The sequence below is a fragment of the Thermovirga lienii genome (assembly GCF_036847465.1).
Taxonomy (GTDB): domain Bacteria; phylum Synergistota; class Synergistia; order Synergistales; family Thermovirgaceae; genus Thermovirga; species Thermovirga lienii.
In genome coordinates, this window is the sequence record NZ_DAITZW010000008.1 from 36,997 (window position 1) to 51,821 (window position 14,825).

Sequence of the window (14,825 nt, forward strand, 5' to 3'; positions counted from 1 at the left end):
TAGCCCACAGGCTGGCCACGGTAAAAGAGGCCGATCGGATATTGGTCCTGGACAAGGGATCCATAGTAGAGGAAGGAACTCATGACGTTTTGATAAAAAATGGGGGCCTGTATGCCAGGCTCTGTGAACTTCAGTTTGGAGATGTCAATGGGAAGGATGTTAATTGATTATTTGCACTACATCAGAGGGTCGAAATCAAGTTTCCTTTGGAACACCATGGTTCCTCTGGGGTGCCTTGCAGATTTTTTGACCCTTATGCGCAACAAGGCATACGACCACGGCATATTCGAGAGCCTTGAAAGCCCGGTGCCCGTAGTGAGCGTTGGAAACCTGACAGTGGGGGGAACCAACAAGACTCCGGTGGTTGAAATGCTGGCCAGGTTGTTTGATGGTTTTGGTTTGAAGGTGGGCATAGTTTCAAGGGGCTACGGAAAAAAAAGCAAAGGCTCTCATCTAATAAGGGAAGGAAGCTCTTACTTGCCGGAGGATGTGGGGGATGAGCCTTTCTTGCTCTCTCAAAAACTGCCTAAGGCAACGGTATGCGTCTCCTCTGACAGGTTGGAGGGTGTGGACCTTTTGGCCAGGGAGGGGGTGGACCTGGTCATAGCGGACGATGCCTTCCAGCACCGGCGGATGGGAAGGGACGTGGACATACTGCTGGTGGACGCTACCTGCCCTTGGGGCAACGGGAGGATATTCCCTGCGGGGCTTTTAAGGGAGAGAAAAGGCTCCATAAAGAGAGCTCACATGGTTATTATCACCAAGGCAGACCAGGTAGAAAGAGAAAGCCTCAGGAAGTTAAAAGATGAGCTTTCAAGGTTTGTGGATAGTAAGTCTATCTTTGAGGCTCACCTTGAGCTTTCTGGATGGGCTTGCTGGAACGGGGAGTGGAAAGATCTAAACAGCCCCCCCAAGGGCGAAGCTTTAGTTTTTTCGGCCATAGGTAACCCCGCGAGCTTTGAAGCATTTTTGAGGCGCTCTGGAGTTGAAGTGAAAAGCCACTTGATCTTCAGGGACCACCATAGGTTCACGGAGAAAAACCTTGAGGAGATAGACGAAGTACGCCGAAAGATGGGATCTCAAGTAGTCATATGCACGGAAAAGGACGTGCTTAACCTGCCTGCGGGGTGCGAGATTCCTTTCGAGGTAGTGGTACCGAAAGTGCGCACCATGGTGGTCCAGGAGGAAAGGTTCTTGAAGGATTTGATCTCTGCCTTGAGGCCCAAGGTGGTCGTGGCGTCCAACGGCTACGGAGAGGACGCCATAGGTTCTTTGCTGGCAGGAAAGCTCAAAAAGGAACTTCCTCACGCCGAGGTTATGGCCTTTCCTTTGGTCGGCAGAGGCAAAGAATACGAGGAAGCCGGAATAAAGGTATGTGCCCCTCCATATGAAATGCCCAGTGAGGGTGTGATAAAGTATCATTTGAAGGACCTTTTGAGGGACCTCAAGAGGGGGCTTTTGCGCAACCTTTCGGAGCAGATGAAAGTCTGGGCATCGTTGAGGGGTAAGATAAGGACGGTTTTGTGTGTGGGGGATGTGTACCTTCTTTTGAATGTCCTTTGGGGGCAGGGGACCACGCCTGTTCTTATGGCCACGGCCAAGACGGAAAAGAACAGAGGGCATTTCAGCCTTGAATACTTGGTTTTGCGCAGAAGGGCCAGGTGCGTGTGGACCCGGGACAAGGAGACCCGGGATAAAATGATAAAAAGAAAGGTGAACGCCGTATTTTGCGGCAATCCAATAATGGATCTTGCCGGTGATAATGTTTGTGAAGAAGGAAAGTTTTGGGAGGAAGGCCTGCCGGGGGTGCTTCTTTTGCCGGGCAGCAGAAGAAGGGCTTACCAGGATGTGAAGATGCTCCTGGATGCGGCAGAACTGGTGAATCAGAAGGTGCGGTGCCGTTTCGTGATGGTCCTTGCGGCAACCATAGATGAAGAGACCTTGCTGCGATCCCTCGATGGATGGAAGAGGCTAGAAGAAGGGATGCTTGTAAGTCCTTCGGGGAATACCAAGGTGGTTCTCACCCGTGAGAGGGTGGGAACGGTGGCCCGAGGTGCCAAGTTGGTGATAGGCCTTGGGGGGACGGCCAACCAGATATGTGCTGGATTGGGAGTGCCCGTGGTTTCCATATTGGAGAAAGGCAAGCTTGTGCAGAAAAAGCTCCTTGGAGAATCTGAAGTGTTGGTCGAACCGAGCAGCGAAGCCTTGAGCAGGGAGGTTTTGGCCATCCTGGAGGACAACACAAGACGCATGAAGATGTCGAGGGCTGGAGTATCCATGATGGGCCCTTCCGGAGCGGTAGAAGACGTGGTGCGTTACGCCCTGAAGGAGCTTGGATGGAAGAAGCGCCACGATGTTTGGATGCATCTTGACGAGGTTTTTGCGAAAGAGGGGGACGGAATATCATGAGGACGCTAGCAGTTATTCCTGCTCGCTACCATAGTACTCGCCTTCCGGGCAAACCATTGGTGGAGATAGCAGGAATTCCTTTGGTCATAAGGGTACTCAGGCAGGCTAAGAGGTGTTCCCTGCTGGATCGGGTGATAGTTGCCACGGATGATGAACGCATAGCGGAAGTAGTTAGAAAGGACAAAGGAGAGGTTATGATGACTCCTCCAGACCTTCCAAGCGGCGGGGACAGAGTGGCATGGGTTGTAAAGTGCGTGGAGGATGCAGATATAGTCCTTAATATACAAGTGGATGACCCCCTTGTGGGGCCTAAGATGATAGGCTCACTAGTGGAGGCCTTGGCACAAGACGAAGATTGTGACCTGGCGGTGGCGGTAAAGGAGATAGAGAAACCAGAGGAAGTGGAAGATCCCAATATAGTCAAGGTGGTCTTCGACCAGTACTTTAAGGCATTGTATTTCAGCCGTTCCGTAATACCCTATCCCAGGGTGAAAGGTGCCTCGTATTATAAGCATATAGGCCCTTACGCTTACAGGAGGCCCTTTCTGTTGGAGTTTGCAAGCTGGGAACCAACCCCCCTGGAGAGGTCAGAGAGCCTGGAGATGCTTAGGGTCCTGGAGCGGGGAAGAAGAATAAAGTGTGTTCCAGTGGAGAGTGATACTATTGAGATAGACACGCCGGAAGACGTCGAGAGGCTGGAGGCGTATTTTAGGGAACATGGAGATGATCTCAAATGGTAAGGAGTTTTTCTTTAGGAAACTATAAAGTTGGAGAGGGCAGGCTGCTTGTGGCAGCCGGCCCTTGCGTGCTGGAGAGCCTGGATGTGGCCCTTGAGGTGGCCCAGACGGCGGGCAGGATATGCAGCAGCTTGGGGCTGGATTACGTCTTCAAGTCGTCCTTCGATAAGGCCAACAGGACGTCCATTCACAGCTATCGCGGCCCAGGGATGGAGAAGGGGTTGAACTGGCTTGCCGAGATAAAAGCAAAGACAGGTTTTCCCATATTGACCGATATCCATGAGCCCTGGCAGGCCGCGAGGGTTGCAGAGGTGGCGGATATTCTTCAAATTCCTGCCTTTTTGTGCAGGCAGACGGATTTGCTGGTGGCTGCGGCCAAGACGGGCAAGGTGATAAACATAAAGAAGGGGCAATTTTTGTCTCCGTGGGATATGGCCCAGGCTGCGAGAAAGTGCATGGAAGCGGGAAACAACAGGATAATTTTGTGTGAGAGGGGGACCACGTTCGGCTACAACCAGCTGGTGGTGGACATGCGCTCCCTGCCGATAATGAGGTCCTTTGGTTATCCCGTGATGTTCGACGGTACCCACAGCGTTCAGATGCCGGGAGGCCAGGGGGAAAGGAGCGGAGGAGACAGAAGGTTCGTTCTGCCCCTGGTAAGAGCAGCGGTGGCGGTAGGAATAGATGCCCTTTTCCTTGAGACCCACCCTGAACCGGACAAGGCCAAAAGCGATGGCCCCAACATGGTTTTGCTTTCCGAATTGGAAAAACTCCTGAAACAGGTCAAAAAGCTGCACGATGTGGTCCAAACCATAGGTTACGTGAAACTTTCGGAGGAGGCACGATCATGATAGCCCTTCCATGGGAGAGAGAGAGCAAGAACCTGGACGATGCTTATCTACAGGAGTTGGGCAAGAGGATACTTATTTCCGAGGCGGAGGAGATACAAAAAGCCGCCCAGAGGTTGGGAAGCGAGCTGGTGCAGGCTGCGAGGACCATCCATGATGCCAGCGGAAGGCTCGTGGTCGTGGGGATGGGTAAGTCCGGCCTGATAGGCCGCAAGATAGCTGCCACCTTTGCGTCATTGGGAACCCCTTCCTTTTTCCTGCACGCTGCAGAAGGGGCCCATGGGGACCTGGGCATGGTGTGCAGGGAGGATGTGGGGCTTTTCTTGAGCAACAGCGGTGAGACCAGGGAGACCCTTGAGATACTGCCCTATTTCAAACGTTTGGGGGCTGTCATAATAGCCCTTACTGGAAACCCCGCGTCCAGGTTGGCCAAAAACGCCGACATAGTCATAAATACGGGGGTGACGTCGGAAGCGGATCCACTGGGACTTGCCCCTACTTCCAGCACCACGCTGCAGCTTGCGGTGGGTGACGCCCTGGCAGGAATGGTGACCGAACTGCGGGGCATAAGGAAAGAGGATTTTGCCATGTTCCATCCCGGAGGTTCTCTGGGACGCAGGCTGCTTTTGAGGGTGCAGGACGTCATGGGGAGTGGCGAAAGGCTTCCTCTGGTGGGACCTCAGACCTTCGTAAGAGAGGCCATATTCGAGATGACCAGCAAAGGTTATGGGGCCGCCATAGTGGTTGACGAAGCCAAGAGGCTTTTGGGGATATTCACCGACGGCGACCTCAGGAGGCTTTTGGAGGACCGAGGGGCCCAAGGCATGGACCTTCGCATCCAAGAGGTAATGACCAAGGATCCTAAATCTATACATCCGGAGAAGCTTGCGGTGGAGGCGGTCCACATAATGGAGGAGCTGGAGATATCCTGTCTTGCAGTCGTAGAAGACGACGTTGTGGTGGGGATAGTCCACATTCACGACCTTTTGAAAGCTGGGGTGGCTTAATCTGCATAGATTGTACAGGGCGATATCCAGCTTGGCTTATGTGGCTTCATTTCCATATTTGGCCTTTCGGTACAGAGAGGGGCTGAAGGAGCGCCTTGGGTACTACGAGAAACTAAAGGAAAGTCCCTTGTGGGTCCACGCTGTTTCCGTAGGCGAGGTCCAGGCTGCCTTCCCTATGGTCAAAGCTATCCAAGGCGGTGGGAACCACGAAGTCCTTTTGAGCACTATAACATCCACGGGCAGGTGTATGGCCCGTAAGCTTTTGGGGGACAGTGTAAGGTTGGTTTACTATCCCTGGGATGTTCCGTGGATAGTAAAGAGGACGCTGGACAGAGTGAACCCAAAAGCGTACGTGACCGTGGAGACTGAACTTTGGCCCAATTTGCTTTACGAGCTGAAAAAAAGGGGGATTCCAGCTTTTTTGGCCAACGCTAGGTTTTCGGAGCGGTCATTCAGGAAAGCCCGCAGGCATAGGGAGTTTTGGTGTTCATTATTGGACTGCTTCGAGAAGATAATGGCAAGGTCCGAAGAGGACATGACGAGGTTTTTGGAGATAGGAGTGTCCTCTGAAAAAGTGGTGGTAACCGGGGACTGCAAGATAGATGCCCTCCTGGCGCGGCGCTCCATGGTGGACGTGGAAGGGTTGAGAAGGAGCCTGAATCCTGAGGGCAAAAGGGTACTTCTTGCGGGGAGCACTCACGAAGGAGAAGACAGTGTGGTCTTGGAGGCCTTCAGCAGACTCAAGGATAAGGTCAGGGATGTTCGCCTCATTTTGGCTCCAAGGCACCCCCATAGGGCGCAGAAGTTATGGGAAGAGGCCAAAAAGGTAGGAAGGGCGGTCCTTTTGTCTAAAAAGGAGCCAGACTGGGAGATAATGGTGGTGGACCAGGTGGGCGTCTTGTTTGATCTTTACGGGATAGCAGATGCCGCTTTCATAGGGGGAAGTTTGGTCCCCAAGGGTGGACAGAACATACTGGAGCCCGCCTCGTGGGGTGTGCCCATACAGCACGGCCCTTTCATGGATGATTTCGGCAAGGTGTCAAGGGAGCTTATAAAATTAGGTTGTGCCAAGGTGGTTAAAACGGCGGCAGAACTGTATTATGAATGGGAAGCCGTATTGAACGAGGGCGCAGCAGGAGAAATCAGGTGTCCCCAAGGCAAGTCCTACGTGGAGGGCCTTGGAGGGGCAGCTTTGAGGAACTGGGAGATAATAAACAAAAGCATGCAAGGATGAGAGGTGGGTAAATTGCAGTTTGGAATGCACATGGCAGGTAAAGTGTTTTTTGGGAAAGGGCAATCGGCTAAGGTCAAGGACCTGACGGAGGGCCTTGGTGCCAAGAGGGTCGTTTTGGTGACCGATAAAACCATGCAGGAACTTGGTATTGCGGAGAGGATAGCTTCTTACGTCAGGCAAGGGGGAGCTCTGGTTTGGATTTTTGACGAGGTGGAGCCCGAGCCATCCGTTGAGACCACCGACAAAGCCGCAGAGCTTGCCAGGGAGAATAGGTGCGACCTGGTGGTGGGTCTTGGCGGAGGAAGCTCCATGGATGTTGCCAAGGCGGTCAGTGTCTTGGTGACCAATGAAGGGTCGGCAGCCAAGTATCAGGGGTTGGGTTTGGTGAAAAATCCGGGTGTGCCCAAGATCATGATACCCACCACTGCAGGGACCGGTTCAGAGGTTACCTTTACTGCCGTCTTGATCAGAAAGAGCGACGGAGTAAAGGGAGGCATAAACGACGACAAACTTTATCCGGACTACAGTTTGCTGGATCCTGAGCTAACGGTGACTATGCCTCCTTCGGTGACTGCGTCCACTGGAATGGATGCATTGGCCCATGCTCTTGAGGCTTACACGAGCCGCCAGGCGTCGCCTTTCAGCGACATGTTCGCTGAGGAGGCCATGGTGAGGATAGGAAGGTGGATCAGGGTGGCTACCTGGAACGGGGACAACATGGAGGCAAGAGAAGAGATGATGCTTGCTGCGTTCTTCGGCGGCGTTGCATTGGCCAATGCGGGTGTGGGTGCCTGCCATGCCCTTGCGTATCCTTTGGGGGGAATGTTCGGCGTGCCCCATGGTGTGGCCAACGCGCTTCTTCTTCCTTACGTCGTGCGCTTCAACAGCATTGCGTTTCCCGAGAAGTACGCCCGAGCCGCAGAGCTTTTGAGTGGGGTGTCCTACGAGGACTGGTCTCTTTACGAGGCGGCCGGATCCTGCAGTGAGGTGATCGAGGAGATGGTGTTGGACCTCGAGCTGCCGGACACGCTGGACAAGTTGCAGGTTGGGATAAAAGAGGAGCATTTTGAGGAGATGGCGAAAAAGGCCATGGGAGTCTCAAGGCCCATGGAGAACAACCCGAGGAAGATGACTATAGATGATTGTGTGAGAATATACGAGGAGGCGATGGAATAATGCCAGGGTTTGAGCTTTTTGACCAAAAGGAGATCGATGCGGTAGTAGATGTCCTCAAGAGAAAGATAGTTCACAGGTACTCCTTCCAGGATGTCAGGGACGGCATTTACAAGGTAGCGGAGTTCGAGGAAGCGGTGGCGAAGAAAATGGGCTCCAGGCACTGTCTTGCCGTTTCAAGCGGCTCTGCGGCGCTTTATGTAGCCATGAGAGCCTGCGGCATTGGGCCAGGAGATGAGATAATCACCACACCCTTCACGTTCATAGCGAGCATCGAGGCCATTTTGGAGTGCGGAGCTATCCCCGTACTGGCGGAGATCGACGAAAGCCTGAACCTTGACCCTGATTCCGTGGAGGACCTCATAACCGACAGGACCAAGGCCATAATGCCCGTTCACATGTTCGGAGGAGCTGCCGACATGGAGAGGTTCCAGAAGCTCTGCGAGGACTACGGCCTTTATCTCTTCGAGGACTCTTGCCAGGCCATGGGGGCGACTTACAAAGGGCGCTACGTCGGTACCTTCGGCAAGTGGGGCACCTACAGCCTCGATCCTTACAAGCTTCTTACCGTGGGCGAGGGCGGTCTCATCGTCACAGACGACGAAGAGCTTTACAACCGCATGAGGTACTATCACGATCACGGCCACATGCACGACATGAGCATACCAAGGGGAGCCGAAGGAAAGGCTTGTTTGGGCTTCAACTTCAGGATGGACGAGATAAGGGGAGCACTGGGATTGGCCCAGCTTGAGAAGCTGGACAAGGCCATAGGGATGCTCAAGGAGAACAAGAAGAAGGTGCTTGAGAACGTAGATCTTCCAAAAGATGTGAAGCTTCGCGACCTTCCCGACAGGAAGGGGGAGATAGCGACCCAACTTGTCTTCATCTTCCCCGATGAAGATTCAGCCAAGGCTTTCCAGAAGGCGGCAGGGGCTGCTGGGGCGCCCTGTGGAATTTTGTCGGGCAACACATGGCATTATGCAAGGCACTGGCAGACCTTGAGGGAGGGCGCTTACTACAGCAGGATAAGGTGCCCCTACGACTGTCCTCATGCCGACTACGTTCCTGAGTACCGACCCGTAGAGTGGCCCAAGACCCACGACATTTTGAGCAGGGCCGTTGTTTTCGGCCTGGACATAATCATGGACGAGTCCAGGCTTCAGAAGATGGCTAGTGGCATAAACGAAGGTTTCAAGGCTGCCTTTGGTGGATAATGATTCAAAAGGGACCTAAACTGGTTGTAGTACTTAAAGACGGAATAAGGGGGCACGAGAACCAATCCTTGGGCGTGGCCTACTGGCTGGCCGCCCAAGGCTCAAGGGTGGCGGAGTTTTCTCTGCCCGTTCTTAAGGGGTTGAGGCGCTTCTTGAAGCTGAAAGTTGGTTCCCTTGCCCTCGCTAAAGGCAATGAGAAGCTCTGCAGAAGGTGGCTTTCGACCGGTGAAGCTGCAGGGCTTCTGGATGAAGTGGAAAAGTTGCTGACTAAAGAGGGCCTTCCTGCCAAGGAGGTCCTCTTTATTTCAGCTGGAAGTTCCGCTGCGCCTTACTGCCTTGCCCTTGCCCGGGCATTGGGGGGAAGGTGTTGTACCATAATGACTCCTTCCGTGTTGGGGATAGAGCCTTTCGATTTTGCCGTTGTGCCGGAACACGATAGGCCCAAGGCAAATGACAAGGTGATCCTAACTTTCGGGGCACCCAACAGGATGTGCCCGGAGGTCTTGGAGGAAGGTAAAAAGGAGCTTCTTAAGCGTTTTCCTCCCAGGGGGAGTAAGGCTTGGGGGGTGCTTTTAGGGGGAGACGACAAAAACTACCGCATAAGCCACCTTTGGGTGCAGGAGTTTATGAAGGAGCTTCTTTTTCATGCAGAAAGGGAGAATGCTGAGCTTTACATTACCACTTCCAGGAGAACCAGCAGAGAAGCAGAGGAAGCCTTAATAAAGCTTTGTGAGGGGAACGAGCATGTGAACATGCTACTTTTGGCCTCTAGGGAGACATGGAGTCCTGTGGCGGGAATATTGGGATTGTGTGATCGAATCTTGTGTACTGAGGACTCGGTATCCATGATATCCGAAGCTGCGACCTCAGGTCACAGGCCCATCGTCCTGCCCGTTGAAAGGCCCGGTTCCCTGAGGTCGGTTTTGGCAAATTCTTGTCTTTTCCTTGAGAGAGTTGGCCTTTTCAAGGGAGGGCTTTTGTGGGGGGCTCCCCGGTTCAGCCGAATGATTAGAAGCTTGGAGGAAAGGGGCCTCTGTTACGTGGCATCCAGCTTGGAGGATTTTGGAAGATTACTTCTTGATTGCAGTGAGGTTAAACGGGTAGAATTCAACGAGGCGAAAAGAGTAGCGGAGTGGATCGCTGAAAGGTGGAGTTCATGAAGATAATACACATACTTCCCGAGCTGGAAGAGGGCGGAGTGGAGAGGCATGTCTTGTGGCTTTCCAATGAGCTTGTTAAGAGGGGGCACCATGTTATGGTGGTATCGGCGGGGGGAAAACTTTTCAGTCATTTCGACCCCGCAGTGACTCATTGGAGGCTTCCTGTGCATTTAAAAAACCCCTTGACTGCCCTTTTTTGTGCCCTGAGGATCGCTTCCAGAGCAAGGCGGGAAGGTTGGCAGCTGATCCACGCCCATTCCCGGGTTCCCGCGTGGATTGCTTGGTGGAGCAGTTCTTTGGCCTCTGTTCCTTATATTGTTACCGCCCACACGTGTTTTGGGAACAGAAATCCTTTGGTTTACTTGCCTTATCGAAAGGCAAGCGCAAATATAAGTGTTAGCCCTTCGGTTGCTGAAGAGATGGGGCGCCTGTTGTCGCCAAATAATAGAGTTATTTTAAACGGCTTGCCCTCGCCTGGGAAAAAGTGGCGGGGAAAGAGCAAAGATGAGGTTTTTAAGTTCTTGTTTATTGGTAGGTTGTCTAAGGTAAAGGGAATACAAGACCTTCTTGAAGCTTTCATGAAAGTTAAAAGCGAAAATTGGAGGCTTGATGTTCTGGGAAATGGCCCGCTGTGGGATGAATTAAAAGATAAAACAAGCAAACTTCCCCTTAAGGGTAAGGTTTTTTTGCACGGATTCAGAGATGATACGGAACGATGGCTTTCAGAGTGCGACTGTTTCCTTTTTCCCTCATATTATGAGGGAATGCCTCTTACATTGGGGCAAGCTGTATTGATGAAGGTTCCTTATGTCGTCTCAGATATCCCTGAGGTTCGAAATATTACTTTAGGCAAGGGAATTCATATAAAACCCGGCAGGGTAGACGAATGGGCTGATGTCTTGGAGGGGATCATAAACGGGACTGTTGAGGTTTTCCCTGTGGAAGTTGATACTGTTCCAACAGTTGCAAAAATGACTGATCAAACAGAGGAAATTTATCGTTCGGTAGTGAGGGAAACTTTGGGAAATGGAAGGTAAAGGGTTTAGTATTAACAGTGGAGATAAGGTGTTGTTCATAAGGTACAGCGCCCTTGGAGATATCATAAAAGTGATTCCATTCGTAAGGGCATTGAAGGATCGCCATCCTGATATAAGCCTCACTTGGCTGGTCGCAACTCCCTGGGACGAGCTTATCCGTACTCAGCCTTACGTTGATGATGTGATAGTTTGGGAGCAGAAGGCCAAGGATGTTAATTTTATAAAGGTTATTCGGGAAATTAGAAGGCGGAAGTTTGATAAGCTCATTTCTCTTCAAGGAACGGACAGAGGAACGATAATGGCTTTGCTTTCCGGAGTACCGGTTAAGGTGGGCTCTCACCGATGGGCCAATTTTGTTTACACTCATGTAATCGAGGCAGTTGAAAAATTTTTGGGATTATGTTTAGAAGGTTTTCCAAAACCTTGGATACTCGTTCCTGACAGTGTTAAGACAAAAGTGAGCGAATTATTGGCGGGGTTAAGGTCCCCCATTATTTTCTCCGTAATAGGAGCAAGCAAACCGATCAAACGGTGGCCTGTAGATAGATGGGTAGAGTTATGCAGGGCAGTGGAGGCTTTGGGTGGATCCATGGTGTTGGTGGGGCACGGTGAGGAAGAGGAAGCCGCTGCAGAGAAGATAGTGATGGGAGCAAAAAGTAAAAATATCATGAATTTGGTTGGGCGGTTGAGTTTGATTGAAACGGCCGCTTTGGCTTCTCTTTGTGATGCTGCTGTGGGAGGAGATACAGGGTTTATGCACTTGGCGAATGCCATGGGTTTACCAGCTGTGGGTTTGTTTGGACCTACTTTGCCTGGGGATGTCGGATTGTCTGGGATAGAGAAAGTTATCTTGACTTCCTGTGAAAAGGCTGGCTGCGAAAGATGGGACTGCCCTAATCAGGATTGTCTTGGCTCCATAGATGCAAAACAAGTAATTGATTCCCTCAAAGAGCTTTTGAGGGATTTCTGACATTGATCAAGGAGGATTTGCCAATGCTTATAAAGGTTGATGAACTTAATACGGAGCGAGGCGAAAGATTTTTTCTGGCCAGGCATAAGGCATCGGATTATCCCTCTCAGCTGTTTGATGATTGGTACAAGGATCCGCAATACAAGAAGCTATCCGTAAAAAAAGTGCTTTTTTATATAGGCGGCATGGCTTTAGGGGATTACGTCATGTTCAACCCGACATTGGCTAGTTTCAGGGAAGCCTTTCCTGAAGCGGCCTTTTCCATAGTGGGTTGTCCATCCAAGGCTGTACAAATGTTGGCTCAAGAAGCTGGTTTGATGGATAAGCTTTTGTGGTCAAGGATAAGAAAGCACAGGCCTTGGGCCTATAAAAAGTACAAAGAGCTGTGGAATTACGGAAGAGCTGAGGGGACCATAGACCTGCTTGTGGACACCCAAAGGCAGTTTTTGCCGTCCTTGGTCCTGTCGATATGTTTTGAATATAGAAACCGGATAGGTTATTCCAGCAAGTGCTTTTTTAGTGACTGGAAGTTTGATGAACCCAACAGAAAAAACGTACATGACACGTATCAGAGCCTTATGTTGGCTAGGCGTTTAGGCATAAGGCCCATCCCAACCATGCACTCAATTAGAATACCCGAATGGGTGGAGGAGCGGATATCCCGCCTGTTGAATAATATAAGTTCACGCAAAATAATTGCCATGTTTCCACTGGTTTCATGCGATGACCCTTGTAGACAATGGCCTTTGGAGTATTGGGCTCAGTTAATTGATTTGTTGCATGATAGAGGTTATGAAGTAGTTTTGCTAGGTGATCCGGGGAGAATAGACATTCTGCGGAGTATAGGAAGAGGTGATACCAAAATTTTTTGGGACATCTTGAGTGAAGATGAAAGGGAATATGAAATATTTTTTTGCGCAGCTTTGCTGAAGAAGGTTGGTTGTGTGGTCGGTTTGGAGAGCGGAGGCAGTCATTTGGCTGCAGCATGTGGTGCCAAAACGTTGGCGTTAGCACCGGCTACACGGTTAGGCAGATACGCTCCTTTCGGAGATAGGTCGTGGGTGATATTTTCAGATCGCCTAGAGTTAGAGGAAGAAATGACCGAGGAAGACAGGGTGTCCATTATCAAATCTCTAACGCCCCGAGTGGTTTGTAGCGCGATAGAAGAGATCCTCCATGAAAGGTGACGCAAGGTGAAGGTGGATTCCGAAAAGGTCAAGAAAGTCGCGGTTGTGGGGCTTTCATGTTTGGGAGACATGCTTTTGGCCTCGGCTGCTTTGTGGAACTTAAGAAATTTCCTACCTGAGGCATATTTTGTCGTGTGGGTTGGACCAGGGGGCAAGGCCGCTGTAAAGGATGACCCTCTCTGGGACGAGGTGAGGATATACGACAAGGCTGGAAAATACGGCGGCATAAGGGGCCGTTTAAGGTTCATCAGGGAGCTGAGAGATGGTGGGTTTGACCTAATAATAGACTTAAGGTCCACTCTGGTTCCCCTGTTCAGTGGCTGCCGTTATACCCCCCTTTGGGGCCTTAGGGAGTTTTTCCTCCCCAAGAGAATTCACGAAGCGGAGCGCAACCTTTATGCTGTATCTACCTTGGGAGTTCCTATTTTGAGGCGCAACCTCCACTTTCATGTTAGGAAAGAGGACAGAGAGCGGGTTTCTCAGGTCCTGAAGGATGTTTTACAGGGTAGAACCTTTGTGATGATGAACCCAGGAAGCCGAAATCCAAAAAAAAGGCTTCCGGTTAAGTTATGTGCGGAGGTAGGCAAGAAGCTAGCGGAAGAACATAGAGCATTGATAGGTGTAATAGGTTATTCGGAGGAAGAAAGACGGGACGCCCAAGAGGTGTTGGAAGGGTTGAAGCCCCACTGCCTTGACTTATCGGGGCCCTTGGCATTGTCTCTTGTGGGAGCTTACATGGAGCGGGCAAGCCTGTTTGTGACGGGGGACACGGCCGCGATGCATTTGGCCAGTGCCTTAGGAGTTCCTACGGTTGGCGTATTCGGTCCGTCCAAGCCCGATAGGTACGGCCCGTGGGGCAATCAACACAGAGTCGTTCTGGCTCCTGTACCTTGTGCTCCTTGTAATGATAGAGGGTGCGTAATGGGAGATGATTTTAGGTGCCTCGAATTGGTGGAAAGCCAAGAGGTTTATGGCGCTTGTGCTGAGTTGCTGTCGCAATTATAAAGCAACATAGATTTAATTTGAGATGGGGTGTTATGAGATGCCACATAGTAAAAATCTTATTTCCGTTGTAGTGCCTGTCTATAACGGGGTTAGTAAGTTCCTTTCTCAAACCCTAAATTTTTTGGAAAACCAGGATTACTCCCCGATGGAATATATATTTGTTGATGATGGTTCCGAGGATGATAGTTTGAGGTTGCTGGAAGATTTTGCTTCAAAGAGCAAGCACATGGTCAAAATAATATCTCAGGAAAATTCAGGTGTGTGTGTTGCGAGGAACAAGGGCTTTCATGCATCAAGAGGTGAATATATCGCTTTCTGCGACCAAGATGATATCTTTAGCCCCGCTTGGTCTAGGAGTCTTGTGGAAGCAATTGATAAGCACCAAGCCGATATGGCCTTTTGTGGTCACGATTTTGCCGATCCTTCCGGTAAGGTGTTTCGTCGTTACACTGATAAGTTTTGTTACCCCAATGAAGATTATGCCAAGGGAGAAGATGTTTTAGTTGACTATATGCTTGGCAAAACTCCATTGTGGGGCGGTTCAGTCTTGTATCGCAGAAGTTTCTTGGAAGAAAATAATATTTCTTATACACCTGGATGTCTTTGTGCAGAGGATAATGAGGTGTTTATCAAGTCCCTTGCAATGGCCAGAAAAGTAGCCATCGTAAAAGAAAGTCTAGTCATTTGGAGAAAACATCAGTCTTCGACTACATCTTCTAATGAGGTTGTTAAGCTTTATTCTAACCTTCATGAATTGACTGCATATTTACGATGTCTGGCTTTCATGAGAAGAAAGGGAAAACAAAACACGATGGCTTTTCAGGTCTTGTCAAACTTGATTATT

Annotated in this window: 13 protein-coding genes; all 13 read left to right on the plus strand. The window is 50.7% G+C overall.

Translation table 11 applies throughout. The features are described from left to right. Positions 1-147 precede the first annotated feature (147 nt). The gene (gene lpxK, locus V7Z69_RS04250; protein WP_334138737.1) at positions 148-2,409 is read left to right on the plus strand and encodes a tetraacyldisaccharide 4'-kinase; all 2,262 of its coding nucleotides are present in this window, start codon (positions 148-150) and stop codon (positions 2,407-2,409) included. Then, positions 2,406-3,149, plus strand: a complete 744-nt coding sequence (kdsB, locus tag V7Z69_RS04255; protein WP_334138740.1) for a 3-deoxy-manno-octulosonate cytidylyltransferase — start codon at positions 2,406-2,408, stop codon at positions 3,147-3,149. The genes lpxK and kdsB overlap by 4 nt, the downstream gene beginning before the upstream one ends. After that, on the plus strand, positions 3,143-3,997 hold the full coding sequence (gene kdsA, locus V7Z69_RS04260; RefSeq protein WP_014162713.1) for a 3-deoxy-8-phosphooctulonate synthase: 855 nt from the start codon (positions 3,143-3,145) through the stop codon (positions 3,995-3,997). The genes kdsB and kdsA overlap by 7 nt, the downstream gene beginning before the upstream one ends. Beyond that, positions 3,994-5,001 carry a KpsF/GutQ family sugar-phosphate isomerase gene (locus V7Z69_RS04265; protein WP_014162714.1) on the plus strand — a complete coding sequence of 336 codons (1,008 nt, stop codon included), beginning with the start codon at positions 3,994-3,996 and terminating at the stop codon, positions 4,999-5,001. Before kdsA ends, V7Z69_RS04265 begins: the two co-directional genes overlap by 4 nt. 10 nt (positions 5,002-5,011) lie before the next feature. Then, positions 5,012-6,235, plus strand: a complete 1,224-nt coding sequence (locus V7Z69_RS04270; protein WP_334138741.1) for a 3-deoxy-D-manno-octulosonic acid transferase — start codon at positions 5,012-5,014, stop codon at positions 6,233-6,235. Positions 6,236-6,247: 12 nt separating this feature from the next. Beyond that, positions 6,248-7,411, plus strand: coding sequence for an iron-containing alcohol dehydrogenase (locus V7Z69_RS04275; RefSeq protein WP_014162716.1), 1,164 nt, complete (start codon positions 6,248-6,250; stop codon positions 7,409-7,411). Continuing rightward, positions 7,411-8,622: a DegT/DnrJ/EryC1/StrS family aminotransferase gene (locus tag V7Z69_RS04280; protein WP_014162717.1), complete on the plus strand. Its 1,212-nt coding sequence runs from the start codon at positions 7,411-7,413 to the stop codon at positions 8,620-8,622. The genes V7Z69_RS04275 and V7Z69_RS04280 overlap by 1 nt, the downstream gene beginning before the upstream one ends. Continuing rightward, positions 8,622-9,782, plus strand: coding sequence for a mitochondrial fission ELM1 family protein (locus tag V7Z69_RS04285; RefSeq protein WP_014162718.1), 1,161 nt, complete (start codon positions 8,622-8,624; stop codon positions 9,780-9,782). Before V7Z69_RS04280 ends, V7Z69_RS04285 begins: the two co-directional genes overlap by 1 nt. Then, positions 9,779-10,819 (plus strand): glycosyltransferase, encoded by a 1,041-nt coding sequence (locus tag V7Z69_RS04290; protein WP_334138742.1) that lies wholly within the window; start codon positions 9,779-9,781, stop codon positions 10,817-10,819. Before V7Z69_RS04285 ends, V7Z69_RS04290 begins: the two co-directional genes overlap by 4 nt. Next, positions 10,809-11,789 (plus strand): glycosyltransferase family 9 protein, encoded by a 981-nt coding sequence (locus V7Z69_RS04295; protein WP_334138743.1) that lies wholly within the window; start codon positions 10,809-10,811, stop codon positions 11,787-11,789. The genes V7Z69_RS04290 and V7Z69_RS04295 overlap by 11 nt, the downstream gene beginning before the upstream one ends. A gap of 23 nt (positions 11,790-11,812) precedes the next feature. After that, positions 11,813-12,976 (plus strand): glycosyltransferase family 9 protein, encoded by a 1,164-nt coding sequence (locus tag V7Z69_RS04300; protein ID WP_334138745.1) that lies wholly within the window; start codon positions 11,813-11,815, stop codon positions 12,974-12,976. Positions 12,977-12,982: 6 nt separating this feature from the next. Beyond that, positions 12,983-13,981 carry a glycosyltransferase family 9 protein gene (locus V7Z69_RS04305; RefSeq protein WP_334138747.1) on the plus strand — a complete coding sequence of 333 codons (999 nt, stop codon included), beginning with the start codon at positions 12,983-12,985 and terminating at the stop codon, positions 13,979-13,981. Positions 13,982-14,018: 37 nt separating this feature from the next. Next, on the plus strand, positions 14,019-14,825 hold an 807-nt coding region (locus V7Z69_RS04310), incomplete at its 3' end, for a glycosyltransferase family 2 protein (RefSeq protein WP_334138749.1).

Coding starts and splice junctions, on each gene's coding strand:
- lpxK (WP_334138737.1), top strand. CDS start 148: ATGGGAAGGATGTTAATTGATTATTTGCACTACATCAGAGGGTCGAAA.
- V7Z69_RS04280 (WP_014162717.1), top strand. CDS start 7,411: ATGCCAGGGTTTGAGCTTTTTGACCAAAAGGAGATCGATGCGGTAGTA.
- V7Z69_RS04290 (WP_334138742.1), top strand. CDS start 9,779: ATGAAGATAATACACATACTTCCCGAGCTGGAAGAGGGCGGAGTGGAG.
- V7Z69_RS04285 (WP_014162718.1), top strand. CDS start 8,622: ATGATTCAAAAGGGACCTAAACTGGTTGTAGTACTTAAAGACGGAATA.
- V7Z69_RS04300 (WP_334138745.1), top strand. CDS start 11,813: ATGCTTATAAAGGTTGATGAACTTAATACGGAGCGAGGCGAAAGATTT.
- V7Z69_RS04295 (WP_334138743.1), top strand. CDS start 10,809: ATGGAAGGTAAAGGGTTTAGTATTAACAGTGGAGATAAGGTGTTGTTC.
- kdsA (WP_014162713.1), top strand. CDS start 3,143: ATGGTAAGGAGTTTTTCTTTAGGAAACTATAAAGTTGGAGAGGGCAGG.
- V7Z69_RS04265 (WP_014162714.1), top strand. CDS start 3,994: ATGATAGCCCTTCCATGGGAGAGAGAGAGCAAGAACCTGGACGATGCT.
- kdsB (WP_334138740.1), top strand. CDS start 2,406: ATGAGGACGCTAGCAGTTATTCCTGCTCGCTACCATAGTACTCGCCTT.